At 73.5% G+C, this 22,794-nt stretch carries 22 protein-coding genes and 1 pseudogene; 12 read left to right on the forward strand and 11 right to left on the reverse strand.

Annotated features, from left to right (window positions below):
- From ACERUJ_RS02460 to ACERUJ_RS02485, 6 genes and pseudogenes are all read left to right on the forward strand, one after another.
- Positions 1–727: pseudogene (locus tag ACERUJ_RS02460) on the forward strand (MinD/ParA family protein); the annotation flags it as partial.
- 88 nt (positions 728–815) lie between these two features.
- Positions 816–1,829, forward strand: coding sequence for an NADPH:quinone reductase (locus ACERUJ_RS02465; protein WP_370246853.1), 1,014 nt, complete (start codon positions 816–818; stop codon positions 1,827–1,829).
- 170 nt (positions 1,830–1,999) lie between these two features.
- Positions 2,000–3,085, forward strand: a complete 1,086-nt coding sequence (locus tag ACERUJ_RS02470; protein ID WP_370246854.1) for a hypothetical protein — start codon at positions 2,000–2,002, stop codon at positions 3,083–3,085.
- Between the two features lie 169 nt (positions 3,086–3,254).
- Positions 3,255–3,770, forward strand: a complete 516-nt coding sequence (pyrR, locus tag ACERUJ_RS02475; RefSeq protein WP_370246874.1) for a bifunctional pyr operon transcriptional regulator/uracil phosphoribosyltransferase PyrR — start codon at positions 3,255–3,257, stop codon at positions 3,768–3,770.
- Positions 3,767–4,699: an aspartate carbamoyltransferase catalytic subunit gene (locus ACERUJ_RS02480; RefSeq protein WP_370246855.1), complete on the forward strand. Its 933-nt coding sequence runs from the start codon at positions 3,767–3,769 to the stop codon at positions 4,697–4,699. The genes pyrR and ACERUJ_RS02480 overlap by 4 nt, the downstream gene beginning before the upstream one ends.
- Positions 4,696–6,018, forward strand: a complete 1,323-nt coding sequence (locus tag ACERUJ_RS02485; RefSeq protein WP_370246856.1) for a dihydroorotase — start codon at positions 4,696–4,698, stop codon at positions 6,016–6,018. Before ACERUJ_RS02480 ends, ACERUJ_RS02485 begins: the two co-directional genes overlap by 4 nt.
- Positions 6,019–6,121: 103 nt before the next feature.
- On the opposite strand, the gene ACERUJ_RS02490 is transcribed toward ACERUJ_RS02485, so the two are convergent.
- The 4 genes from ACERUJ_RS02490 to ACERUJ_RS02505 are packed head-to-tail and all read right to left on the reverse strand — an operon-like array spanning position 6,122 to position 10,683.
- Entirely contained in the window at positions 6,122–7,135 is a 1,014-nt protein-coding gene (locus tag ACERUJ_RS02490; RefSeq protein WP_370246857.1) for an acyl-CoA dehydrogenase family protein, read from the reverse strand.
- Positions 7,132–8,031 (reverse strand): acyl-CoA dehydrogenase family protein, encoded by a 900-nt coding sequence (locus tag ACERUJ_RS02495; RefSeq protein WP_370246858.1) that lies wholly within the window; start codon positions 8,029–8,031, stop codon positions 7,132–7,134. Before ACERUJ_RS02495 ends, ACERUJ_RS02490 begins: the two co-directional genes overlap by 4 nt.
- Complete coding sequence (locus ACERUJ_RS02500; RefSeq protein ID WP_370246859.1) at positions 8,028–9,191, reverse strand: acyl-CoA dehydrogenase family protein; 1,164 nt, start codon at positions 9,189–9,191, stop codon at positions 8,028–8,030. Before ACERUJ_RS02500 ends, ACERUJ_RS02495 begins: the two co-directional genes overlap by 4 nt.
- Before the next feature lies 1 nt (position 9,192).
- Positions 9,193–10,683 carry a FadD3 family acyl-CoA ligase gene (locus tag ACERUJ_RS02505; protein ID WP_370246860.1) on the reverse strand — a complete coding sequence of 497 codons (1,491 nt, stop codon included), beginning with the start codon at positions 10,681–10,683 and terminating at the stop codon, positions 9,193–9,195.
- Positions 10,684–10,722: 39 nt separating this feature from the next.
- Here ACERUJ_RS02505 and ACERUJ_RS02510 point away from each other — a divergent pair, with 39 nt between their 5' ends.
- From ACERUJ_RS02510 to ACERUJ_RS02525, 4 genes are read left to right on the forward strand one after another with little or no spacing between them, the layout of a single operon-like run.
- Positions 10,723–11,940, forward strand: coding sequence for an acyl-CoA dehydrogenase family protein (locus tag ACERUJ_RS02510; protein WP_370246861.1), 1,218 nt, complete (start codon positions 10,723–10,725; stop codon positions 11,938–11,940).
- The gene (locus tag ACERUJ_RS02515; protein WP_370246862.1) at positions 11,941–12,744 is read left to right on the forward strand and encodes an SDR family oxidoreductase; all 804 of its coding nucleotides are present in this window, start codon (positions 11,941–11,943) and stop codon (positions 12,742–12,744) included.
- Positions 12,737–13,360 carry a TetR/AcrR family transcriptional regulator gene (locus ACERUJ_RS02520; RefSeq protein WP_370246863.1) on the forward strand — a complete coding sequence of 208 codons (624 nt, stop codon included), beginning with the start codon at positions 12,737–12,739 and terminating at the stop codon, positions 13,358–13,360. Before ACERUJ_RS02515 ends, ACERUJ_RS02520 begins: the two co-directional genes overlap by 8 nt.
- A gap of 1 nt (position 13,361) precedes the next feature.
- Complete coding sequence (locus tag ACERUJ_RS02525) at positions 13,362–14,522, forward strand: acetyl-CoA C-acetyltransferase (RefSeq protein ID WP_370246864.1); 1,161 nt, start codon at positions 13,362–13,364, stop codon at positions 14,520–14,522.
- Between the two features lie 72 nt (positions 14,523–14,594).
- On the opposite strand, the gene ACERUJ_RS02530 is transcribed toward ACERUJ_RS02525, so the two are convergent.
- The 6 genes from ACERUJ_RS02530 to ACERUJ_RS02555 all read right to left on the reverse strand — a co-directional run bounded on the left by ACERUJ_RS02530 (position 14,595) and on the right by ACERUJ_RS02555 (position 19,998).
- On the reverse strand, positions 14,595–15,944 hold the full coding sequence (locus ACERUJ_RS02530) for a CehA/McbA family metallohydrolase (RefSeq protein ID WP_370246865.1): 1,350 nt from the start codon (positions 15,942–15,944) through the stop codon (positions 14,595–14,597).
- 67 nt (positions 15,945–16,011) lie between these two features.
- Positions 16,012–16,362, reverse strand: a complete 351-nt coding sequence (locus ACERUJ_RS02535) for a hypothetical protein (RefSeq protein ID WP_370246866.1) — start codon at positions 16,360–16,362, stop codon at positions 16,012–16,014.
- Positions 16,363–16,464: 102 nt separating this feature from the next.
- The gene (locus ACERUJ_RS02540; RefSeq protein ID WP_370246867.1) at positions 16,465–17,547 is read right to left on the reverse strand and encodes an NAD(P)H-dependent flavin oxidoreductase; all 1,083 of its coding nucleotides are present in this window, start codon (positions 17,545–17,547) and stop codon (positions 16,465–16,467) included.
- Entirely contained in the window at positions 17,544–18,305 is a 762-nt protein-coding gene (locus tag ACERUJ_RS02545; protein WP_370246868.1) for a CoA-transferase subunit beta, read from the reverse strand. The genes ACERUJ_RS02540 and ACERUJ_RS02545 overlap by 4 nt, the downstream gene beginning before the upstream one ends.
- Complete coding sequence (locus ACERUJ_RS02550; protein ID WP_370246869.1) at positions 18,305–19,183, reverse strand: CoA transferase subunit A; 879 nt, start codon at positions 19,181–19,183, stop codon at positions 18,305–18,307. The genes ACERUJ_RS02545 and ACERUJ_RS02550 overlap by 1 nt, the downstream gene beginning before the upstream one ends.
- Positions 19,180–19,998: an enoyl-CoA hydratase family protein gene (locus ACERUJ_RS02555; protein ID WP_370246870.1), complete on the reverse strand. Its 819-nt coding sequence runs from the start codon at positions 19,996–19,998 to the stop codon at positions 19,180–19,182. Before ACERUJ_RS02555 ends, ACERUJ_RS02550 begins: the two co-directional genes overlap by 4 nt.
- Between ACERUJ_RS02555 and ACERUJ_RS02560 the strand changes: the two genes are divergently transcribed.
- Together ACERUJ_RS02560 and ACERUJ_RS02565 are read left to right on the forward strand one after the other, a co-directional pair.
- On the forward strand, positions 19,997–20,767 hold the full coding sequence (locus ACERUJ_RS02560) for an SDR family oxidoreductase (protein WP_370246871.1): 771 nt from the start codon (positions 19,997–19,999) through the stop codon (positions 20,765–20,767). The genes ACERUJ_RS02555 and ACERUJ_RS02560 overlap by 2 nt on opposite strands.
- Positions 20,764–21,645 carry an SDR family oxidoreductase gene (locus ACERUJ_RS02565; protein WP_370246872.1) on the forward strand — a complete coding sequence of 294 codons (882 nt, stop codon included), beginning with the start codon at positions 20,764–20,766 and terminating at the stop codon, positions 21,643–21,645. Before ACERUJ_RS02560 ends, ACERUJ_RS02565 begins: the two co-directional genes overlap by 4 nt.
- A 112-nt stretch (positions 21,646–21,757) precedes the next feature.
- Here ACERUJ_RS02565 and ACERUJ_RS02570 read toward each other — a convergent pair whose 3' ends face one another.
- The gene (locus tag ACERUJ_RS02570) at positions 21,758–22,681 is read right to left on the reverse strand and encodes a hypothetical protein (protein ID WP_370246873.1); all 924 of its coding nucleotides are present in this window, start codon (positions 22,679–22,681) and stop codon (positions 21,758–21,760) included.
- Positions 22,682–22,794: the final 113 nt, after the last annotated feature.

Here is a 22,794-nt window from a genome sequence, read left to right on the forward strand (position 1 = left end):
GGGCGGCGCCGCCAAGACCACCGGCGTGCTGGCGGCGGGCTACACCTTCGGCACCGTGCGTGGCGGCGGCGTCGTGGCGTGGGACAACAACGAGACCCGCGGCACCCTCGGGATCCGCGGCACCCGCAGCACGCACCGCAACACCACCCGGGAGCTGCTCGAGGACCTCGAGCGGTTCAAGGACGTCTACCAGTCGCGCATCGGCGACCTCGGCGCGTTCGTGCGCTCCCAGGGCGACGCCCACTTCGACGTCCTGGCCTCCGACGAGCGCCCCGACGTCACCGGCACGATCCGCGCCGAGGACTTCGGGGAGGTGCACCGGCTGCTGGAGCGGTTCTACCGGATCATCCTGGTCGACACCGGCAACAACATGCGCGCCGAGAACTGGCTGGCCGCCGCCGAGGCCGCCGACCTGCTCGTCGTCACCTCCACCGTGCGCGAGGACACCGGCTACAGCGGGTTGTGGATGCTGGACGCGCTGCAGGACGCCGGGATGGCCGACCTCAAGCGCAAGGTCGTGACGGTGCTCTCCGACCCCTCGCCGAAGGTCGACCAGAAGCTGGCGGCCGACCTCGTCGCGGTGTACGAGCAGCGCACCGGCGCGGTGTACCGGGTGCCCTACGACCCCGCCCTGGTCGCCGGATCCGTGGTGCCCTACGCCGAGCTGTCCGCCGCCACCCGCCGCTCGTGGCTGGAGGCCTGCGCCGGGATGGCCGCCGCGCTCTGAGGTCGGCTGCCAGGTGGGTCGCGGCCCTGGCGGATCGACCTCGCGGTAGCGTCGCGGGGTCGATGCCCGCCACCCCGAAGGAGCCCCCGTGCGCGCCGTGAGCTACCGCGAGACCGGACCCGCCTCGGTGCTGCGCCCGGTGGACCTGCCCGACCCCGAGCCGGGCCCGGCGGACGTCGTCGTGCGGCTGGTGCGGGCCGGGGTGAACCCGACGGACTGGAAGTTCCGCGCGGGGCTGATGACCAAGTCGCACCCGGAGGTCGTGCCCGGTCAGGACGGCGCCGGGGTGGTGGCCGCGGTCGGCGCCGAGGTGACGGACGTCGCCGTGGGCGACCGGGTGTGGCTGCGGCAGGCGCAGCACGGACGCGCGCACGGCACCGCTGCCGAGCTCGTCCGCCTGCCCGCCCACCTCGTCGCGCCGCTGCCCGCGCCGGCCTCCTTCGACCTCGGCGCGAGCCTCGGCGTCCCGGCGCTGACCGCGCACCGCGCGCTCACCAGCGGCGAGTCCGCCACGCGGCTGCATCCCGGCGCGCTCGCCGGGGCGGTGGTGCTGGTGGCCGGGGGTGCCGGTGCGGTGGGCAACGCCGCCATCCAGCTGGCCCGCTGGGCCGGGGCGGAGGTCATCAGCACCGTGAGCAGCCCGGAGAAGGCGGCCCTGGCCGCCGCGGCGGGCGCCCAGCACGTCGTGGACTACCGCCGCGAGGACGTCGTGTCCGTCGTGCGCGACCTCGCACCCGACGGCGTCGACCTCGTCGCCGAGGTCGCCCCCGCCCAGAACCTCGCCCTGGACCTGCAGGTGGTGCGCACCCGCGGCACGATCGCCTACTACGCCAACAACGGCGGCGACGACGTCACGATGCCGCTGCGGGCCAGCTTCTCGCTCAACCTGCGGCTGCAGGGGATCCTGCTCTACACCCTCGGCGAGGACCTGCTGCAGCCCGCGGTCGCCGACGTCGGTGCCGCGGTGGCCGCCGGCGCCCTGCGTGTCGGTGAGGACGCCGGCCTGCCCCTGCACCACTACCGCCTGGCCGACACCGCCGCCGCCCACGAGGCCGTCGAGGCCGGCGTCGTCGGCAAGGTCCTGATCGACCTCGACGCCTGACGCCCCGTCCCCACCTCGACCACCGGTCCGGGTGCGCGCCGGGTGGGCGTCGTACCCACCGTCTGTGCTGTTTCTCGGCCGAAGAACAGCACATACGGTTGGTACGACGAACCCCGGGGGCGGCGCGGAATACTTGACACGTGTCGATTCCGCTGGCTGACTCAGCCCCTGTGACCGACACCACGAGTCCTGCGCCGTTGCGCGTCCTGCAGTGGGCCACCGGCGGGGTGGGACGCGCCGCCGTCGAGGCGATCCTGAGCCACCCCGACCTGACGCTGGTGGGCGCCTGGGTGCACAGTCCGGCGAAGGTCGGTCGCGACGTCGGGGACGTGCTCGACCTCGGCACGCTCGGGGCGCCCTGCGTCGGCACGCTGGAGGAGGTCTGCGGGCTGGCACCCGACGCCGTCGTCTACGCCCCGCTCGTGCCCGACGAGGCCCAGGTGGTCGCGCTGCTGCGCGCCGGGATCGACGTGGTCACCCCGGTCGGCTGGATCTACCCCGACCCCGCACGCCTCGGGGCGATCGACGCCGCCTGCGCGGAGGGCGGCTCCACCCTGCACGGCACCGGCATCCACCCCGGCGGCATCACCGAGCGCTTCCCGCTCATGCTCTCCGCGGTCAGCGCCCGGGTGACCCACGTGCGCGCCGAGGAGTTCTCCGACATCCGCACCTACGGCGCGCCCGACGTCGTGCGGCACGTGATGGGGTTCGGCGCGACGCCCGAGGAGGCGCTGGCCAGCCCGATGGCGGCCCTGCTCGGGGCCGGTTTCAAGGCCTCGGTGCGGATGGTGGTGGCCGAGCTCGGGTTCGACGCCGACCCGCGGATCGAGACCCTCCAGGAGGTCGCGGTGGCCACCGCCCCGATCGACTCCCCGATCGGGCCGATCGAGCCCGGCCTCGTGGCCGCCCGCCGCTTCCACTGGCGGGCCCTGGTGGACGGCGAGCCGGTGGTGACCGCCACCGTCAACTGGCTGATGGGCGAGGAGCACCTCGACCCGCCCTGGCACTTCGGGCCCGAGGGCGAGCGGTTCGAGGTGGAGATCACCGGCGACCCCGACGTCGTCGTCACGATCCGCGGCCTGCAGCCGGAGTCGGTGGCGGCCGGGCTGGTGCGCAACCCCGGCATCGTGTCGACCGCCAACCACTGCGTGAACGCGATCCCGGCGGTCGTGGCGGCCGAGCCCGGGGTGCGCACGTACCTCGACCTGCCGATGATCGCCGGGCACCCCGCGCCCCACCTCGCCCGCGGGCGGTGACGCCGCGGCGCGGTGCTAGCGTTCGGTCCGATCCCGACATCCTTTAACGAGCCGTCCCGAGAGGCGGAGAAGGAGGTCCGGCCCCGTGACAGTGCCCCCGAGCACCCCCGAGGACCGCCCCGCCCGCGAGGAGACCAGCGACCCCGCGGTCGCCACCCCCGAGGGCCGTGTGGTCCTCGAGCCCGGTGAGATCACCCGCTCGCTGACCCGCATCGCCCACGAGATCCTCGAGCGCAACAAGGGCGCCGCCGACCTCGTCCTGCTGGGCATTCCCAGTCGCGGGGTGCCGCTGGCGCGCCGGATCGCGGCCCGGATCGCGGCCGTCGAGGGCGTGGAGGTGCCCGTCGGGGCGCTCGACGTGACGCTCTACCGCGACGACCTGCGCCAGCACCCCGCCCGTGGCCCGCAGCCCACCGAGCTGCCCCCCGGCGGCATCGACGGCCGCACCGTCGTGCTCGTCGACGACGTGCTTTACTCGGGGCGCACCGTGCGGGCCGCACTCGACGCCATGAACGACCTCGGTCGCCCCGACGTCGTGCGTCTGGCGGTGCTGGTCGACCGCGGCCACCGCGAGCTGCCGATCCGTGCCGACCACGTGGGCAAGAACCTGCCCAGCGCCCGCACCGAGCGGGTGATGGTGCGCCTGGAGGACACCGACGGACTCGAAGGGGTGTGGATCCGGTGAAGCGCCACCTGCTCAGCATCGACGACCTCAGCCTCGACGACGTCGAGACCCTGTTCGCCACCGCCACCGAGATGCACGACGTGCAGCACCGGTCGGTGAAGAAGCTGCCCGCCCTGCGCGGGCGCACCGTCATCAACCTGTTCTTCGAGGACTCCACCCGCACCCGGTCGAGCTTCGAGATCGCCGGCAAGTGGCTCTCGGCCGACACCATCAACATCACCGGCAAGGGCAGCTCGACCTCCAAGGGCGAGAGCCTGCGCGACACCGTGATGACCATCGCGGCGATGGGGGTGGACGCGCTGGTGATGCGGCACGCCGCCAGCGGCGCGGCCCACCAGGTCTCGCAGTGGATCGACGCCAGCGTCATCAACGCCGGCGACGGCACCCACGAGCACCCCTCGCAGGCCCTGCTCGACGCCTACACGCTGCGACGACGCCTCGGGTCGCTGGAGGAGCGCCACGTCGTGGTGGTCGGCGACCTCACCCACAGCCGCGTGTTCCGCAGCAACATCGCGCTGCTGACCCGCCTCGGGGCGCGGGTCACCGTCGTCGCCCCGCCCACGCTGATGCCCAGCGGCGTCGGACCCTGGTCGGCGGCCGCGGGGTTCGCCACCTCCTACGACCTCGACGAGATACTGCCCACCGCCGACGCCGTGATGATGCTGCGGGTGCAGCGCGAGCGGATGAGCGGCGGCTACTTCCCGAGTCCGCGCGAGTACACCGTCGGCTACGGCCTGACCCGCGACCGGCTCGCGGTGCTCGGCCCCGACGTGCCGATCTGCCACCCCGGGCCGATGAACCGCGGCCTGGAGATCGCGGCCGACGCCGCCGACGCCGCCCAGTCCGCCATCCTCGACCAGGTGTCCGCCGGCGTCGCGGTGCGGATGGCGATCCTGTACCACCTGCTCGCCGGAGACGAGGCCCGATGACCCGCCAGCCCGACACGACCCCCGCCCTGCTGATCCGTGGCGCGCGCCTGCTCGGCGGTGACGCCGCCGACCTGCTGGTGCGCGACGGCGTCGTCGTGGAGGTGGGCTCCGGTCTGAGCGCGGCCGACGCCGAGGTGCTCGACGCCGACGGCCTCGTGGCGCTGCCGGGCCTGGTCGACCTCCACACCCACCTGCGCGAGCCGGGCCGCGAGGACGCCGAGACGATCCTCACCGGCTCGCGTGCCGCCGCGGTGGGCGGGTACACCGCCGTGCTCGCGATGGCGAACACCAGCCCCGTCACCGACACCGCCGAGGCCGCTGAGCGGGTCCACGACCTCGGGCGCGCGGCCGGGATCGTCGACGTGCACCCCGTGGGTGCCGTGACCCGCGGCCTGGGCGGGGAGGAGCTCGCGGAGCTCGGCCTCATGCACCGCTCCCGGGCCCGCGTCCGTGTCTTCTCCGACGACGGCCGCTGCGTGGCCAACCCGCGCGTCATGCGCCGGGCGCTGGAGTACGTCAAGGCCTTCGGCGGCGTGATCTCCCAGCACGCCCAGGACCCCGACCTCGCCGGGCCGAGCGCGTGCTGTCACGAGGGCGAGCTGTCCGGCCGCCTCGGGCTGCCCGGCTGGCCCGGCGTCGCGGAGGAGGTCGTCGTCGCCCGCGACGTCATGCTGGCCCGCCACACCGGCAGCCGCGTGCACGTCGCCCACGTCTCCACCGCCGGCAGCGTGGAGGTCGTGCGCTGGGCCAAGAGCCAGGGGATCGCCGTCACCGCCGAGGTCACCCCCCACCACCTGCTGCTCACCACCGACCTGCTCGCCGGCTACGACCCCACCTTCAAGGTCAACCCGCCGCTGCGTCCGGAGGAGGACGTGCTCGCGCTGCGCGCCGCGCTGGCCGACGGCACCATCGACGCCGTCGCCACCGACCACGCCCCCCACGCCCGCCACGACAAGGAACACGCCTTCGTCGACGCCGCCTTCGGCATGCTCGGGCTCGAGACCGCGCTGTCGGTGGTGGCCTCGGTCATGCTCGACGGGGATGCGGGGGAGTTCGGGTGGGCCGACGTCGCCCGGGTGATGTCCACCGCCCCCGCCGCCATCGCCGGCCTCGCCGACCAGGGCTGTGCGCTGGAGGTCGGCGCCCCCGCCACCCTCACGCTGGTCGACCCCGCCGCGCAGGTCGTCGTCGACCGCGACGCCTCGGTGTCGCTCTCACGCAACAACCCCTGGCACGGCCGCACCCTCACCGCCCAGGTCCGCGCCACCCTCCTCCGGGGCCGCCCCACCGTCCTCGACGGGACGCTGGTCGGGGGCTGAGGTCTCCCGTTGCAACGAGCGACATGAGCAGGAGCGGTCGTGGGTCCCACGGTCGGCTCTGCTCATGTCGCTCGTTGCAACGTCCCCCGGTGACCACCGCGGGTCAGAGGGTGAGGGCGGCCCGGTGGTGGTGGGCGGCGCCGAAGAGCTGGCCGAGGGCGTGGGCGCGCTTGAAGACCAGGTGGGCGTCGTGCTCCCAGGTGATCGCGATGCCGCCGTGCATCTGCACCGTCTCGGCGGCGATGCGCTCGGCCGCCTCGGAGCAGTAGGCCTTCGCGACGTGCACCAGCTCGGCGGCGTCCTCACGTGCGGCGACGACGGCCTCGGTGGCGGCCCAGACCGCCGAGCGGCCCATCTCCTGCAGCACGAGCATCTCGGCCATCCGGTGCTTGAGGGCCTGGAAGGAGCCGATCGGGCGGCCGAACTGCACCCGCGCCCGGCTGTACTCCACCGTCATGCTCAGCGCCCGGTCGGCGAGGCCGATCTGGAGGGCGGTCACGCCGAGGGCGCCGACCAGCCGGACCCGGTCGCGCACGGCGTCGACCGCCGCGGCGTCGCCGATCGGCGTGGTGATCGCGGCCTCGAGGTCGACCGCGGCCAGGCGCAGGGTCTGGTCCACGGTCTCCAGGTGGCGGCGGGTCACACTGCCGGGGTCGACGTCCACCAGGCCGGCGTCGGTGAGGGCCACCAGGACCGTGGCGTCGATCGCGTCGAGCACGGGGGCGCCGTCGTCGAGCACGACCGCACCCACCTCCCCGGCAGCCAGCCGCGGCAGCAGGCGCGCGGCGGCGTCGGCGTCGCCGGTGGCCAGGATCGCCTCGGCGGTGAGCACGGAGGACAGCAGCGGGCTCGGGGCGAGCGCGCGGCCGAGCTCCTCCAGGGCGACCACCGACTCCGCCAGGGTGAACCCAGCACCGTCGTGCTCCTCGGGCACGGCCAGCGCCGCCACCCCGATCTGCTCGCACAGCAGGGTCCACAGCGCGGTGTCGTAGCCGGGCTCGGCCCCCATGACGGCGCGCACCGCGTCGCTCCCGGCGTGCTTGGTGAGCACCTGACGCAGGGTGAGGGCGAGCTCGTGCTGCTCCTCGCTGCGCCCGGGCCGCACGTCGGCGCTCACGCCCACGCCCCGTGGGCCAGCAGGTCCTCGCGCAGCACGGCGCGGTGGTGGGCGGGGGTGCCCCAGGCCCCGACGAGGGCGCGGATCTTGGTGAGCCACAGCGAGAGGTCGAACTCCGCGGTGTAGCCGATCGCGCCGTGCACCTGCAGGCCGGTGCGGGCGGCGAGGTAGGCCGCGTCCGAGGCCGCCACCTTCGCCGCCGCGGTCGCGCGTCGGGTCGGGTCGAGGGCGGCCCCCTGCACCAGCGGGCGGGTGAAGTCCAGCGCGATGCGCACATCGGCCAGGGCGTGCTTGATGGCCTGGTAGCTGCCGATCGGGCGGCCGAACTGGGTGCGCTGGGCGACGTAGGACACCGAGTCGGCCAGCACGCGCTCGCCGGCGCCGAGCAGCTGCGCGGCGGTGGCGAGCACCGCGAGGTCCAGTGCCTGCTCGTGCACGTCCGGCGTCGGCCCGGCGACGTCGAACAGGCGTCGCGTGCGGTCCACCGACACCTGCAGCGCACCGACGGCCTCGGCCGCGACCGGCTGCGCGCCGAGGTGCACGACGTCGGCGACGTCCGCGTCCAGGGCGCGCGGCACCAGCGGCGGCAGCGCGAGGGTGGCGATGCCCTCGACCTCGGCGCCCGTGGCGACCGGGAGGTAGGCGGCCGACTCGACCCACGGGCCCGGCACCGCGTGGCGCCCCAGCGCCTCGAAGGCGATGCAGAGCTCGACCGGGGTGGCGTCCAGGGCCAGCTGCAGCAGGCCCTGCTCGGTGAGGCGCTGCCACAGGGCGCGCCCGGGGGCGTGGTCGCCCTCGGCCCAGGCACGGGCCACCTTCACCGTGTCCGCGCCCGCGAGCAGCCGCTCGAGGGAGGCGGCGAAGTCGCGCTGGTCGTCGTCGAGCTCGAACCTCATCGGCCCGCTCCCTTCGGCTCGCGGGGGAGGCCGAGGATGCGCTCGGCCACGATGTTGCGCTGCACCTCGTTGGTGCCGGCGTAGATGGGACCGGCCAGCGAGAAGGTGTAGCCGTCCAACCAGCGCCCGCCCACCTCGGCGTCGGCGCCGAGCAGGTCGAGCGCGGTCTCGTGCAGGGCGACGTCGAGCTCGCTCCAGAAGACCTTGTTCACCGACCCGCTGGCGCCCACGTCGGCCCCGGCCCCGCCGTCGCGCAGCCGGGTGACGGTGCCCCAGGTGTAGAGCCGGTAGGCCTCGGCGGCCAGCCACGCGTCGACGACGTCGTCGCCGCTGCCGGCGGGCGGGGCCGGGGTCTCGCGGTAGAGGTCGAGCAAGCGGTCGGCCGCCGCCACGAACCGGCCGGGGGAGCGCAGCGAGAGGCCCCGCTCGTTGCCGGCGGTGGACATCGCGACCCGCCAGCCGTCGCCCGGGGCGCCGAGCACGTCGGCGTCGGGCACGAAGACGTCGTCGAAGAAGATCTCGGCGAACCCGGCCTCGCCGTCCAGCTGCGCGATCGGGCGCACGGTGATCCCCGCCGCGTCGAGCGGGAAGCAGAAGTAGGTGAGGCCGTGGTGGCGCTGCGCCTCGGGGTCGGAGCGGAACAGCCCGAAGCCCCAGTGGGCCAGCGCGGCCCGGGAGGACCAGGTCTTCTGGCCGTTGAGCACCCAGCCGCCGCGGGCGTCGTCGCGGCGGGCGGTGGAGCGCAACGACGCGAGGTCGGAGCCGGCCTCCGGCTCGGACCAGCACTGCGCCCAGATCGTCCGCCCGCTGCCCATGTCCGGCAGCCAGCGCTGCTGCTGCTCGGGGGTGCCGTGCTCGAAGATGAGCGGGGCGAGCAGGAAGATGCCGTTCTGGCTCACGCGTCCCGGCGCACCGGCGCGGTAGTACTCCTCCTCGAAGATCACCCACTCCACCAGCGAGGCGTCGCGGCCGCCGAACTCGGCCGGCCAGGAGACCACCGACCAGCGGTCCGCGGCCAGCGTGGCCTCCCACTCCTGGTGCAGCGCCCAGCCCTCGACGGTGTCCATCGAGGGCAGCGGCTCGCCCGGCACGTGCGCGGCCAGCCACTCCCGCGCCTGCGCCTGGAAGGCCAGCTCGCTCTCCGACAGCTCCAGATCCACCTCAGTGTCCCCTCAGTTCGTTCTTCAGCACCTTGCCCGAGAGGTTGCGCGGCAGGACGTCGACGTGGACGACCTCCCGCGGCACCTTGAAGTTCGCCAGCCGCTCGCGCGCGTGCGCGACCACCTGCTCCGCGCTCGCCGTGCCCACGACGAACGCCTTGCCCACCTCGCCCAGCCGCTCGTCGGGCACCCCCACCACGGCGACGTCGTCGACGCCGGGCAGGCGCAGCAGCTCCTGCTCGACCTCGGCGGGGTAGACGTTGAACCCGCCGGAGATGTACATGTCCTTGAGCCGGTCGGTGATGCGCAGGTTGCCGGCCTCGTCCAGCACCCCGACGTCGCCGGTGTGCAGCCAGCCGTCTACGTCGATCGCGGCGGCGGTGGCCTCGGGGTCGTCGAGGTAGCCGAGCATCACGAACTCCCCGCGCACGAGCAGCTCGCCGGTGTCCTCGGCGATGCGCACCTCCATGCCCGGGATCGCGCGGCCGTTGGTGGTGGCCACCGTCTCGGCGGAGTCGCCCGCCCGGCACATCGTGACGACGACGGCCTCGGTCATGCCGAACGCGGTCACGACCTGCTCGATGCCCAGCTCGGCCCGCATCCGCTCGATGAGCACGACCGGCACCACGGCCGCGCCGGTGACGGCCAGGCGCAGCGAGGACAGGTCGGCCTCCGCACGTCCGGGGGCGGTGAGCAGCGACTGGTAGATCGTCGGCGCGCCGGGCAGCACCGTGATCCGGGCGCTCTCGATCAGCCGCAGGGTGGCCGCGACATCGAAGGTGGCCACGGGGTACAGGGCGCAGCCGGCGAGCAGCCCCACCAGGATCCCGATCTTGTAGCCGAAGGAGTGGAAGAACGGGTTGACCACGAGGTAGCGGTCCTCGGGCTGCACGCCGCCGAGCCCGGCCCAGGCCGCGGCCACCCCGAGGCTCTGGCGGTGGGCGCTCATGGCGCCCTTGGAGCGGCCGGTGGTGCCGGAGGTGAACAGGATGTCGGCGACGTCGTCGGGGCCGACGGCGTCGGCGCGGGCATCCGCGGCGGCGCGCTGCGCCGGCGTCGTCGCCTCGGCGAGGGCGGGGAGGTCGGCGAGGTCGAGCACCGGGGTGGTGACGCCCGTGGCGGCGAGGTCGGACAGCTGGGTGCGCCCCAGGAACCCGTCGGCGACGACGGCGAGGGCGGCGTCGGTGCGGGTGAGGACCTCGGCCACCTCGTGGGCGGTGTAGCGGGAGTTCAGCGGCACGAGCACGCCGCTGGCGTAGGTGACCGCGAGCGCGGTGACGGCCCAGTCGGTGCTGTTCGGTGCCCAGATCGCGACGCGGTCGCCCGCGCCGACGCCGCGGTCGACCAGGTGGGCCGCCGTGGCGCGCACGCGCTCGAGCAGCGCACCGAAGGACAGCACGGCGTCGCCCTGCGGCGTGGCCTCGACGTAGGCCGGTGCCGCGGGATCGCGACGGGCGGCCTCGCGCAGTGCCGCCGGAATCGTGGTGGTCATGACCCTCCAACCAAGCATTTGCTTGGTAGACTAGCACCCGTGGAACCACTGCACACCGATGCCGACGAGGCGTTCCGACGCGAGATCCGTGAGTGGCTCGGCGACCACCTGGCCGGGGAGTGGGGCGCGCTCAAGGGCCTCGGCGGCCCCGGCCGCGACCACGAGGCCATCGAGGAGCGGCTGGCCTGGAACCGCCACCTGGCCGCCCACGGCTGGACCTGCGTGGGCTGGCCCACCGAGCACGGCGGCCGCGGCCTGAGCCTGTGGCAGCAGGTGATCTTCCACGAGGAGTACGCCCGCGCGAACGCCCCGCACGGCGTGAACCACCTCGGCGAGACCCTGCTCGGGCCGACCCTGATGGCCTTCGGCACCCCGGCCCAGCAGCAGCGGTTCCTCGAACCGATCCGCCAGGTCACCGAGCTGTGGGCGCAGGGGTACTCCGAGCCGAACGCCGGCTCCGACCTCGCCAACGTCGCCACCCGGGCCCGGCTCGAGGACGGTCCCGAGGGCGCCGAGTGGGTGATCGACGGCCAGAAGGTGTGGACCTCCAACGCCCACTTCTCCCAGTGGGTCTTCGTCGTCGCCCGCACCGAGCCCGGGTCGCAGCGCCACGCGGGGCTCTCGTTCCTGCTCGTCCCGCTGGACCAGCCCGGGGTCGAGGTGCGGCCCATCGAGCAGCTCACCGGCGGCTCGGAGTTCAACGAGGTCTTCTTCACCGGCGCCCGCACCCGCGCCGACCTCGTGGTGGGCGAGCCCGGCCACGGCTGGGGCGTGGCGATGGGTCTGCTCGGCCTGGAGCGCGGTGTCTCGACCCTGGCCCAGACCGTCACCTACGCCCGCGAGCTCGACGAGGTGATCGCCCGGGCCCGCGCCTGCGGCGCGCTGGACGACGTCGTCCTGCGCGACCGGCTGGCCGCGCTCAAGGCCGAGCTGTCGGTGATCCGCTCCCAGGGCCTGCGCGGCCTGGCCGCCCTGGCCGACGGCGCCGACTCCGCCGCCGGCGGGGGAGCGGGCTCGATCTTCAAGCTGGTCTGGGCCAACTGGCACCAGCGCCTCGGCGAGGTCGCGATGCAGGTCGCCGGCCTCGACGGCCTGCTCACCCGGCAGACCCCCGGCACCGCCTACGACCTCGACGACCACCAGCGCCTGTTCCTGTTCTCGCGCGCCGACACGATCTACGGCGGCAGCGACGAGGTCCAGAAGAACATCCTCGCCGAGCGTGTGCTCGGCCTGCCCCGCGAACCCAAGGGAGCCTGAATGTCCATCCACCGCCCCGAGCAGCCCGCCCCCGCCTACGTGCCCGGGCACGACCTGCTCGCCGACAAGGTCGTGGTGGTCACCGCCGCCGCCGGCGCCGGCATCGGCGCCTCCGTCGTGCGCCGGGCCCTCGAGGAGGGCGCGCGCGCCGTCGTCTTCTCCGACACCCACGCCCGCCGGCTCGCGGAGGCGGAGGAGACCCTGGCCGCCGAGTTCGGCGCCGACCGGGTGCGCCAGACGGTGTGCGACGTGACCGACGAGGCCCAGGTGCAGGCGCTGCTCGACCTCGCCGACGACCTCGGCGGGGTCGACGTCATGATCAACAACGCCGGCCTGGGCGGTACCGCCTCGGTGTTGGAGATGACCGACGAGCAGTGGTCGAAGGTCCTCGACATCACCCTCACCGGCACCTTCCGCTGCATCCGCGCGGTCGGCCAGCGGATGACGGCGCGTGGCCGCGGCGGCGTGATCGTGAACAACGCCTCGGTGATCGGCTGGCGCGCCCAGGAGGGCCAGGCCCACTACGCCGCCGCCAAGGCCGGCGTGATGGCGCTGACCCGCTGCGCCGCGCTCGACCTCGCCCCGCACGGCATCCGGGTCAACGCCGTGAGCCCGTCGCTGGCGATGCACCCGTTCCTGGCCAAGGTGACCAGCGACGACCTGCTCGCCGAGCTCAAGCAGCGCGAGGCCTTCGGGCGCGCGGCCGAGCCCTGGGAGGTGGCCAACGTGATGGTGTTCCTCGCCAGCGACTACTCCTCCTACCTCACCGGCGAGGTCCTCTCGGTGAGCAGTCAGCATGCCTAGCAGCACCGCGGGCGGTGCGGTGGAGGCCGCCGCCCCCAACCGGCGTCAGGAGCTGCTCGCCATCGCCGCCGGGCTGTTCGCCTCCAAGGGCTTCAAGAACACCACGGTGCGCGACATCGCCGACGCCGCCGGCATCCTCTCGGGCAGCCTCTACCACCACTTCGACTCCAAGGAGTCGATGGTCGACGAGATCCTCTCGACCTTCCAGGAGGACCTGTTCGGCAAGTACGACGCCATCCTCCGCTCCGACGACGACGCCCGCTCGCGGTTGGAGCAGGCGGTCGAGGTGTCCTTCGAGGCCATCGACCAGCACCCCCACGAGGTGGCGATCTTCCAGAACGAGGCCGCCTTCCTCGGCACCTTCGAGCGCTTCGGCTACCTCGCCGAGCGCAACCGCCAGTCGCGCGAGGTCTGGCTCACCCTGCTGCACGACGGCGTGCGCACCGGCGCCCTGCGCAGCGACCTCGACGTCGAGCTCACCTACCGCTTCATCCGCGACACCGTCTGGGTCGCCGTCGCCTGGTACCGCCCCGGCGGCCGGTTCGGCTACCGCGACGTCGCCCGCCAGTACCTGACGATCCTGCTCGACGGGATCGCCACCCGAGAGGACACCTGACATGCCCGAGGCCTACCTGATCGACGCCGTGCGCACCCCCGTCGGCAAGCGCGGCGGCGCGCTCGCCGCGATGCACTCCGCCGACCTCGCCGCCCACACCCTGCGCGCGCTCGTGGAGCGCACCGGCATCGACGCCGGTGCGGTCGACGACGTCATCCTGGGCTGCTGCGACACCATCGGCAGCCAGGCCGGCGACGTCGCCCGCACCGCCTGGCTCGTGGCCGGGCTGCCCGACCACGTGCCCGGGGTGACCATCGACCGGCAGTGCGGCTCCTCCCAGCAGGCCGTGCACTTCGCCGCCCAGGGCGTGCTGTCCGGCACCCAGGACCTGGTGATCGCCGGCGGGGTGCAGAACATGAGCGCCATCCCGATCTCCGCGGCCATGCTCGTGGGCCAGCAGTACGGCTTCTCCACCCCGTTCGCCGAGTCGCCCGGCTGGGCGGCGCGCTACGGCGACACCGAGGTGAGCCAGTTCAACTCCGCCGAGATGATCGCGGCGAAGTGGGACATCAGCCGCGAGGAGATGGAGGCCTACGCCCTGGCCTCCCACGAGCGCGCCCGCGCGGCGATCGCCGAGGGCCGCTTCGACCGCGAGATCGTGCCGGTCGAGGTGGAGGGTGGGCCGTTCACCACCGACCAGTGCCCGCGCGAGACCAGCCTGGAGAAGATGGCCGGCCTGCAGCCGCTCGCCCCGGGCGGACGGATCACCGCCGGCGTCGCCTCGCAGATCTGCGACGCCTCCTCGGCGGTGCTCGTCGCCTCCGAGCAGGCGGTCAAGGACCACGGCCTCGCCCCCCGAGCCCGCGTGCACCACCTCTCGGTGCGCGGCGACGACCCGGTCTGGATGCTCACCGGCCCGATCCGCGCCACCCGTCACGCCCTGGAGAAGACCGGCCTGAGCGTGGCGGACATCGACCTGTTCGAGTGCAACGAAGCCTTCGCCTCGGTCGTGCTGGCGTGGATGAAGGAGCTCGACATCCCCCACGAGAAGGTCAACGTCAACGGCGGCGGCATCTCGCTGGGCCACCCCATCGGCGCCACCGGCACCCGGATCATGGCCACCATGCTCAACGAGCTCGAGCGCACCGGCGGCCGCTACGCGCTGCAGACGATGTGCGAGGGCGGCGGCCAGGCCAACGTCACGATCATCGAGCGCCTCTGACGTCGAGGTGAGTCCCCCGGGGTGCCCACCCCGGGGCGGGCACCCCGGGGCACGTCGGGGGACCGGCGTCGGTCAGCGTGCACGCAACCAGATCGGGCTGGCGTAGGCGACCCCGAGGGCGTTCGCGGGGTGGCCGGCAGGGCCCGGGGTGGCGTTGCGGCGCTCGGGGTCGGCGATCCGCACGACGAACCAGTCCTCGCGGCGGGTGTCGAGGGCGACGTCGAACTCGCTGACCGCACCGACCGCCACCTCGCGCAGGGCGGCCACGCGCGGGACGTCGGCGCCGGCCTCGGGCACCAGCACCTGGGCCTGCAGCCGGCGGCCGCGCCAGGTACGGTCGCGGGCGAGGTCGATCCGTAGCCGCACCCGGCCGCTGTCGTGCGGCAGCACCCCGCCCATCCGCGCGACGCGTTCGCTGCGGCGGGAGCGGGCGACGACGTCGAGGCGCAGGCCCGAGGTGCGGGTGGCGAAGAACCGCCGCGCCCGCATCGCCTCCTTGACCCCGGCACGGTCGTGACGCTTGACCCACAGTCCCGTGCGGCCCTTGCCCTCGGGGAAGCCCCAGTCGGTGCCGTGCTCATCGGTGACGCCGAGCAGGCCGGTACGCCAGCCGGCGCCCAGGCAGGCGGTGAGCGGTGAGCTGCGTCCGTCGGAGAACCCCTCGAAGAGGTAGTCGTCCTCGCGGTTGAAGATCTCCATCGAGACCAGCTGCTGCCGTGCCCGCGGGTCGTAGGTGAACTCCTGGAAGCGACCCGGCTCGCGGCCGGGGTGGTTGAAGCCGGCCAGTGCACCGGCGCCGCCGTCGAGGACGAGGCCGGGCTCGCGCCGCAGCCATGCCAGCAGCGGCTGCATGACCCCGGCCTGCACGACGTCGATGTAGTGCTCGCTGAACCAGACGTTGACATGTCCCAGCAGCGGCTCGCTCCACTCGAAACCGCGGATCGCGGTGAAGCGGCCGGGGCGGTCGGCGGCGTCCGCGAGCCGGCCGGTGCGGGCGAAGTCGCCGGGGGTGATCCCCGCGACCTGCTTGTACTCGGCCGGCAGCAGTCCGGCCAGCACCTCGCCGAGCACGCTGTCGCTCAGGGTCGCGTGGTCGGTCAGGGCCGCGACGTCGAGCCCGGCGTTGCGCATGGAGGCGAACGCGGCCGCAGGATCGCCGTCGCCGTCGGAGAGCAGGGTGTGGTTGTGCAGGTCGGCGTGCACGAGGCGGGTGCCACGGCTGATGCGTGAGTCCCGGGACGCGCCGGGTCGTGGCGCGTCAGTGCTGCCCCAGCCGGCGCCGGGGGCGGCGGCACCGGTGGTGGCCGCGAGGCCGCCGGCGATCAGCAGGCCCGACCCCGCGCGGGCGACGTCACGTCGGCCCAGGCCGGGGGTCGGCTCGGGGTGGGCGTGGGGCTGGCCGGCAGGGGAGTGGTCGCACATGCGCACCACCTCACCAGAGCACGGCGAACATCCGGTGAACCCGGGGACGGCGTCCCGGCCGTCGTCCTCAGCCGAGCACGAGCCACAGCCCGACGATGCCGGGCAGCAGGCCGATCCAGACCCACCAGGTGAGCGGCGGCTGGCGGTGGATGAGGGCGGCGCCGATCAGGCCGAGCACGCCGACGACGCCGCCGATGACCACGAGACCGATGCGCGCTGCGCGCTCGGCGTCGTCGATGAACATCGCCCCGATCACGAGGCCGACGGCGAGGTGGCCGACGGTGGTGGCGGTGAGGACCGACATCACCCAGCGCTGCACCCGCTCGAGCCGCGCCCGGTCCTCCGGGGTCGACACCTTCCGCGGCGCGTTGGGGTCGATCAGGTGCTTGGGACGTCGGGTCGCCTGCGGCTCGCTCACGCTCCCAGCCTAACGACGACATCCCCCCGGGTGGATGCGGATCCACGGTCCGGGGGGATGTCGTCGATCACCGAAGTCGGACTCCGGTGTGCCGGTGCCGGCTCAGGTCGTGACCGGGCGGACGACGGCGCCGGCCGCGCGCTCGAGCTGCTCGGCGGCACCGGTGACGATGCGGTCGATCAGCTGCTCGCAGCTGGGCAGGTCGTCGATGACGCCGACCACCTGGCCGCAGGCGAGCACGCCCGCGTCAGTGTCGCCGTCCACCAGACCGGCCTTGAGCATGGTCGGGGTGTTGGCGGCCAGCGCCATCTGACCCAGGGTGCGGCCCTGGGTCCTCTTCATGGCCCGGCCGTCCTGGAGCAGCTGCACCCAGCTCATCCCGGAGGTGCGCTTGAACTCCAGCGTCCGCCTGGCGGTGGGGCCCAGGCGCTTGAGGGTGGAGTTGGCCTCCACCGACTCCACGAGGTCGGTGCGCAGCATCCGGTGGGGCATGCCGTCGACCTTCGCGGTGACGACGGTGCCGTTGAGGTCGTGGCCGAGGTAGAGCTCCTTGACCGCCTGCGGCACCGCGGAGTCGCTGGTGAGCAGGAAGCGCGTGCCCATGCCGATGCCGGCCGCGCCGTAGGACAGCGCGGCGGCCAGACCCCGGCCGTCGAAGTAGCCGCCGGCGGCGATCACCGGGATGTCGACGGCGTCGAGCACGGTGGGCAGCAGCAGGCTGGTGGGCACCGGGCCGGTGTGGCCGCCGCCCTCGCCGCCCTGCACCATCACGGCGTCGGCGCCCCAGGAGGCGACCTTGACGGCGTGCTTCGCGGCCCCGATCGAGGGCATCACGACGATGCCGTGGTCCTTGAGGCGGCTGATGAGCGCCTCCTTGGGGGCCAGTGCGAAGGAGGCGACCTTCACCCCGTGCTCGATGAGCAGGTCGCAGCGGGCCTCGGCGTCGCCGGCGTCGGCGCGCAGGTTGACCCCGAACGGGGCGTCGGTGCGCGACTTCGTCTCCAGGATCGCGGCGCGCAGCTCCTCGAAGCTCATCGTGGCGCTGGCCAGGATGCCCAGGCCGCCGGCGTTGGCGGTGGCGCTGACCAGCCGCGGCCCCGACACCCAGCCCATGCCGGTCTGGACGATCGGGTGCCGCACGCCGACGAGGTCGGTGAAGCGGGTCCGGATCAGCTGCTCGATCATGCGGGAACCTCCTGGTGGCGCAGGCCGCGGGGGTCGAGGACCTCGCGGATGAGGATGAGCTCCTCGGCGGTGGGGAGCCGGGTCTCGGGCACGTCGTCGGGGATCGCGAGGGCGAACCCGGTGGCGGCCACGACGTCGTCGACGGTGACGCCGGGGTGCACGCTGCGCAGCCGCACGCTGCTCTGCTCGCCGCCGGGGCCGTCGAAGTCGAGCACCGCGAGGTTCGTGACGATGCGGTGCAGGTCGTGGAAGCGGGTGGCGGCCGGGCCGGCGGCCTCGGCGCGCGGACGGCCGACGCCGGAGACGACGTCGACCTGCTCGACGAACACGCGCGGGCCGTGCTTGGGCACCCAGTAGGAGGTGCGGTTGTTCACCGTGTTGCCGGGCGCGCCGCGCGAGCCGAGCAGCTGGCGCTTCGGCTGGGCGAACGGGCCGATCGCGGAGATGTTCTGGTTGCCCTCGCGGTCGATCTGCGTGGCGCCCATCATCACGTGGCGCTTCCCGTGGGCCACGACGTCGAAGACCTTGCGGAAGGGGATCCAGCCCTCCACGACGTCGGCGGCGGCGAACAGCGGCGGGGTGCCGGCCAGGAACAGCGACTCGCCGTCGCTGATCACCAGGTCGGGGTTGGACGTCAGCCGGGCCAGGCGCACCCCCAGCATCGGCATGGTGCCCATGGGGCTGGCGAAGATCTCGCCGTCCTCGGCGAAGGCGTCGGCCACGGCGGCAGCGCACACCTCGGCGCGTGTGATCTCCATCAGGACTCCTCCCGGAACGCGGCCACGGCGGCCTGGTAGGCGGCTTCGTCGCCGGCGAGGAACCGGGCGCGGAAGGCCTCCCAGTCCTCCTCGCTGCCACCCGCGGCGGCGGCGTAGGCGCGCTGGAACTTCTCGTCGCGGGCGTAGTCGGGCCGGCAGTCGGTGAAGTGGGCGCCGTGCGGGGTCTCGACCACGCCGTCCACGAGCATCCGGCTGAGCAGCAGCCGCTGCACCGGGGTGTCGACCGTGAGGCCGGCGGTGTCCACGATCTGCTCCACCGAGAGGTAGGTGCGCTGTGCGGCCATCGCGAACAGGTCGTCGAAGTAGGGGTCGGGGCCCAGGTAGGTCGCGTTGCCGTGGGCGTCGGCGCGGTTGAGGTGCACCAGCGCGACGTCGAGGTTCAGGGCCGGGACGGCGACCAGCACCTCACCGTCGTCGTAGGGGCTGGTGACGGTGCGCAGCCACGGGTTGTTGACCATGACGTCGGAGCCCAGGCCGGCGCGCATCGGCAGGAACGGCAGCCGCTGGCTCGCGGCCTTCAGGCCGGTCATGAACATGCCCTCGTCGAGCTCCACGACCTCGGGGATCGTGCCCTCCTGGCGCGCCTTCTGGAAGTTGGGCTCCAGCGGCACGGTGTCGAGGCGGACGAAGGCGTAGACGAGCTTGCGGATCTTGCCCGCGCGGGCGAGCAGGCCGACGTCGGCGCCGCCCCAGCTGACGATCGTGAGGTCGGTGAGGTCGGAGTTGAGGATCGCGCGCACCAGCGCCATCGGCTTGCGCCGCGGGCCCCAGCCGCCGATGCCGATCGTCATGCCGCTCTCGAGCGAGGCGACGACGTCCTCGATGCTCATGCGCTTGTCGCGCGGCTTGGCGCTCATGCGGAGCCCTTCCCGTCGCTCTTGTGGGTGCCGGCGAAGTCGTCGCGCAGCTCGTCGCTGACCCCGGCGAGGTTGAGCTCGAAGGTGAAGCCCTGCTCGAAGCGGTAGGAGCGGTTGACGTCGATCGGGTCGATGCCGTTGAGCGCTTCCTTGGCCGCGCGGATCACCCGGGTGTCCTTGGCGGCGATCTCGCCGGCGACCTTCAGCGCGGCGTCGAGCAGCTCGGCGCGCGGCACGGTCTCGAGCACGCTGCCGAACTGCACGAGCTCGGTGGCCTTGATCGTGCGGGCGGTGAAGTAGAGGGTGCGCATCATGTGCTGGGGCACCAGACGGGCCATGTGGGTGGCCGCTCCCAGGGCGCCCTGGTTGACCTCCGGCACGCCGAAGTAGGCGTCGTCGCTGGCGATGACGACGTCGGCGTTGCCGACCAGCCCGACGCCGCCGCCGAGGCAGAAGCCGTTGACGGCCGCGACCACCGGGACCGCGCACTCGTAGACGGCCTTGAAGGCGGCGTAGCAGCCCTTGTTGGCGCCGAGCAGGGCCTCGAACCCGCTGGTGTGCTGCATCTCCTTGATGTCGACCCCGGCGTTGAAGCCGCGGCCCTCGGCGCGCAGCACCACGGCCTTGGTGTCGAGATCACGGGCGACGTCGTCGAGCGCGGCGGCGACGTCGAACCAGCCCTGCACGGGCAGGGCGTTGACCGGCGGATGCTCCATGGTGACGACGCGGAGGCCGTCGTCCCGGAGCTCGGAGGTGATGGGCAAAGCGACTCCTGACGTCCCAACCAAGCACTTGCTTGGTAGGGTAGCAGCCATGACGCTCGCCCTCGACCTCTCCGGCCGGGTCGCCCTCGTGACCGGAGGCAACCGCGGCATCGGACGCGGCATCACCGAGGCGCTGCTCGAGGCCGGCGCGACGGTCGTGACCTGCGCCCGCTCGGCCGAGCCCGTGGTGCCCGGCACCGACCACCGCACCTGCGACGTGCGCGACCCCGACGCCGTCGCCGCGCTCGTGGCGGACGTCGTGGCCACCCATGGGAGCCTCGACGTGCTGGTGAACAACGCCGGGGGAGCGCCCTACGCGCTGGCCGCCGACGCCTCGCCGCGCTTCCACGACAAGATCGTGGGGCTCAACCTGATGTCGGCCCTCACCTGCGCGCAGGCCGCCAACGCGGTGATGCAGACCCAGCCCGGCGGGGGTGCGATCGTCAACATCTCCTCGATCTCGGCGGCCCGGCCCTCGCCCGGCACCGCCGCCTACGGCGCGGCCAAGGCCGGCGTCGACGCGCTCACGACCTCGCTCGCGATCGAGTGGGGACCGAAGGTGCGCATCAACGCCATCGACGTCGGGCTGTGCCGCACCGAGCACACCGACGACCACTACGGCGGCGACGACGCCGTGGCGGCGATCGAGGCGACCATCCCCGCGGGGCGCATGGCGCGCCCGGCGGAGGTCGGCCACGTCGTCGCGTTCCTGGCCAGCGACCTGGCCTCCTACGTCTCCGGGGCGCGCGTCGCGTGCCACGGCGGGGGCGAGCCCCCCGTGTTCCTCCACGTCACCAGCACCCAGAAAGAGAACTCATGAGCCGTCTACTCGAGGGTCGCGTCGCGATCGTCACCGGTGCGGGCCGCGGGATCGGGCGCGGCCACGCGCTGGAGCTCGCCGCCCACGGCGCGAAGGTCGTCGTCAACGACTACGGCGTGAGCCTGGCGGGGGAGGGCACCGGGGAGACCCCGGCCGAGCAGGTCGTGTCCGAGATCGTGGCCGCGGGCGGGGAGGCGGTCGTCAACACCGCCGACGTCGCCGACTTCGCGCAGGCCGAGGCGATGGTGCGTCAGGCGATCGACACCTTCGGCGGCCTGGACATCCTGGTGAACAACGCCGGATTCGTGCGCGACCGGATGCTGGTGAACACCTCCGAGGAGGAGTGGGACGCCGTCATCCGGGTGCACCTCAAGGGTCACTTCGCCCCGCTGCGCCACGCCGGCGCCTACTGGCGAGCCGAGGCCAAGGACGGCCGCCAGCGCGCGGCCCGGGTCATCAACACCTCCTCCGGCGCCGGGCTGCAGGGCTCGGTCGGTCAGGCCACCTACTCCGCCGCGAAGGCCGGGATCGCCGGCCTCACCCTCGTCGCCGCCCAGGAGATGGGCCGCTACGGCGTCACCGTCAACGCGATCGCCCCCGTGGCCCGCACCCGCATGACCGAGTCCGCCTTCGACACCGCCGCCATGCCCGACCCCCGCGACAACTCACCCGTCGTCGCCTGGCTCGCCTCGGTCGAGGCCGGCGACGTCACCGGCCGGATGATCGAGATCGAGGGCGGCAAGGTCACCGTCGAGAACGGCTGGACCCACGGACCCGCCACCGACCTCGGCCGCCGGTGGGAGGCGGCCGAGGTGGGGGTGGGCCTGCGCGCCCTCCTCGCCCAGGCCCCCACCCCCGAACCGGTCTACGGCGCCTGAGGGTCCCGGCGTGCTGCGACGGTTTGCTCGGTCGGCCGAGCAAACCGTCGCCCGGCGGGCGAATCTGGCAGGAGGACCGACAGTTTGCTCGGCCAAGATGGCGTCGTCGAGGTCATCCGAGACGGAGGGCCCTGCGCAGGCGTGCTGCGAGATCGTGAGGTCGGGCGAGGTCGTACCAGGTCCAGCGCACGAACCGCCATCCCAGTTCCTCGCGGATCCGATCCTCGCGCCACTTCTCGGCCATGAGGACCTCGACCGCAGCACGACCGTCGGCGTCGACGTACTTCACGCGGCCGTCGAACTCGCCCGCGACCCCGTACTCCGGCCACGCGAAGTCGAGATAGGCGAAGACACGGCCGTGGCGGTCGCGGACCGGGTACTGAGTGACCGGCGCGGGTAGTCCGAGGTCGCGGAAGAGCAGTCGACTCCGGGTCTCGCCGACCGACTGCGCGCCGGCGTCGCTGACCGCGAGCAGGTCCCGGCTGCGTGCCACATGAGGCCACGCGGTCTGCCGACCGATCGTCCGGTCGAGGACGTCGGCATCGGCGAGACCGCGATTCTGGACCCAGTCGAGCACGCATACGGCAGAGTCCCGTCCCAGCAGCGGCAATGACTCGATGACGGCTCTCGCCGGGGTGCTGACCCAGCCCTCGGCGGTTCGGGTGAGGTCGTCGAGCGGGTACTCGACGTGATGGTGGACGACGCCGGCCTCGGTGCGTTCGCCGTCGCCGTCGAGCTGGGTGACGTGCACGTTGCTCAACGGCAGGCCCCAGTCGGGTGCACCCCACGCCAGGGCCGCGCTGACGTGCGACAGCGCCATGGTCGACGGGTAGTACTGATGGATCCCCGCCGCCCTCACCCGATGCTGATCCGCCGCGCCGAGCTGCGTGTAGCGAGGGTCTGCGTAGACCCCGTGCCGCACCCGGACGAGGCGGCCGGCGCGGACTTCACGTCGCAGCCAGGCGTCGTCCCGGCCGGCTGCGACGGCGTCACGGCGAAGAAGGAGGGATACGTCGGGCGGAGGTTGCAGATGCATGCATGAGTCATCGGTGCCCGTCCGCAGGGTGAATCAGGGCCCCTGCTCGTCCGGTGGACGAGCAGCCAACAATGGCGCCTGTGGACGTTGAACCGACGCGGGACGACCGACAG

The organism is Nocardioides sp., from assembly GCF_964228225.1.
Classification (GTDB): Bacteria; Actinomycetota; Actinomycetes; order Propionibacteriales; family Nocardioidaceae; genus Nocardioides.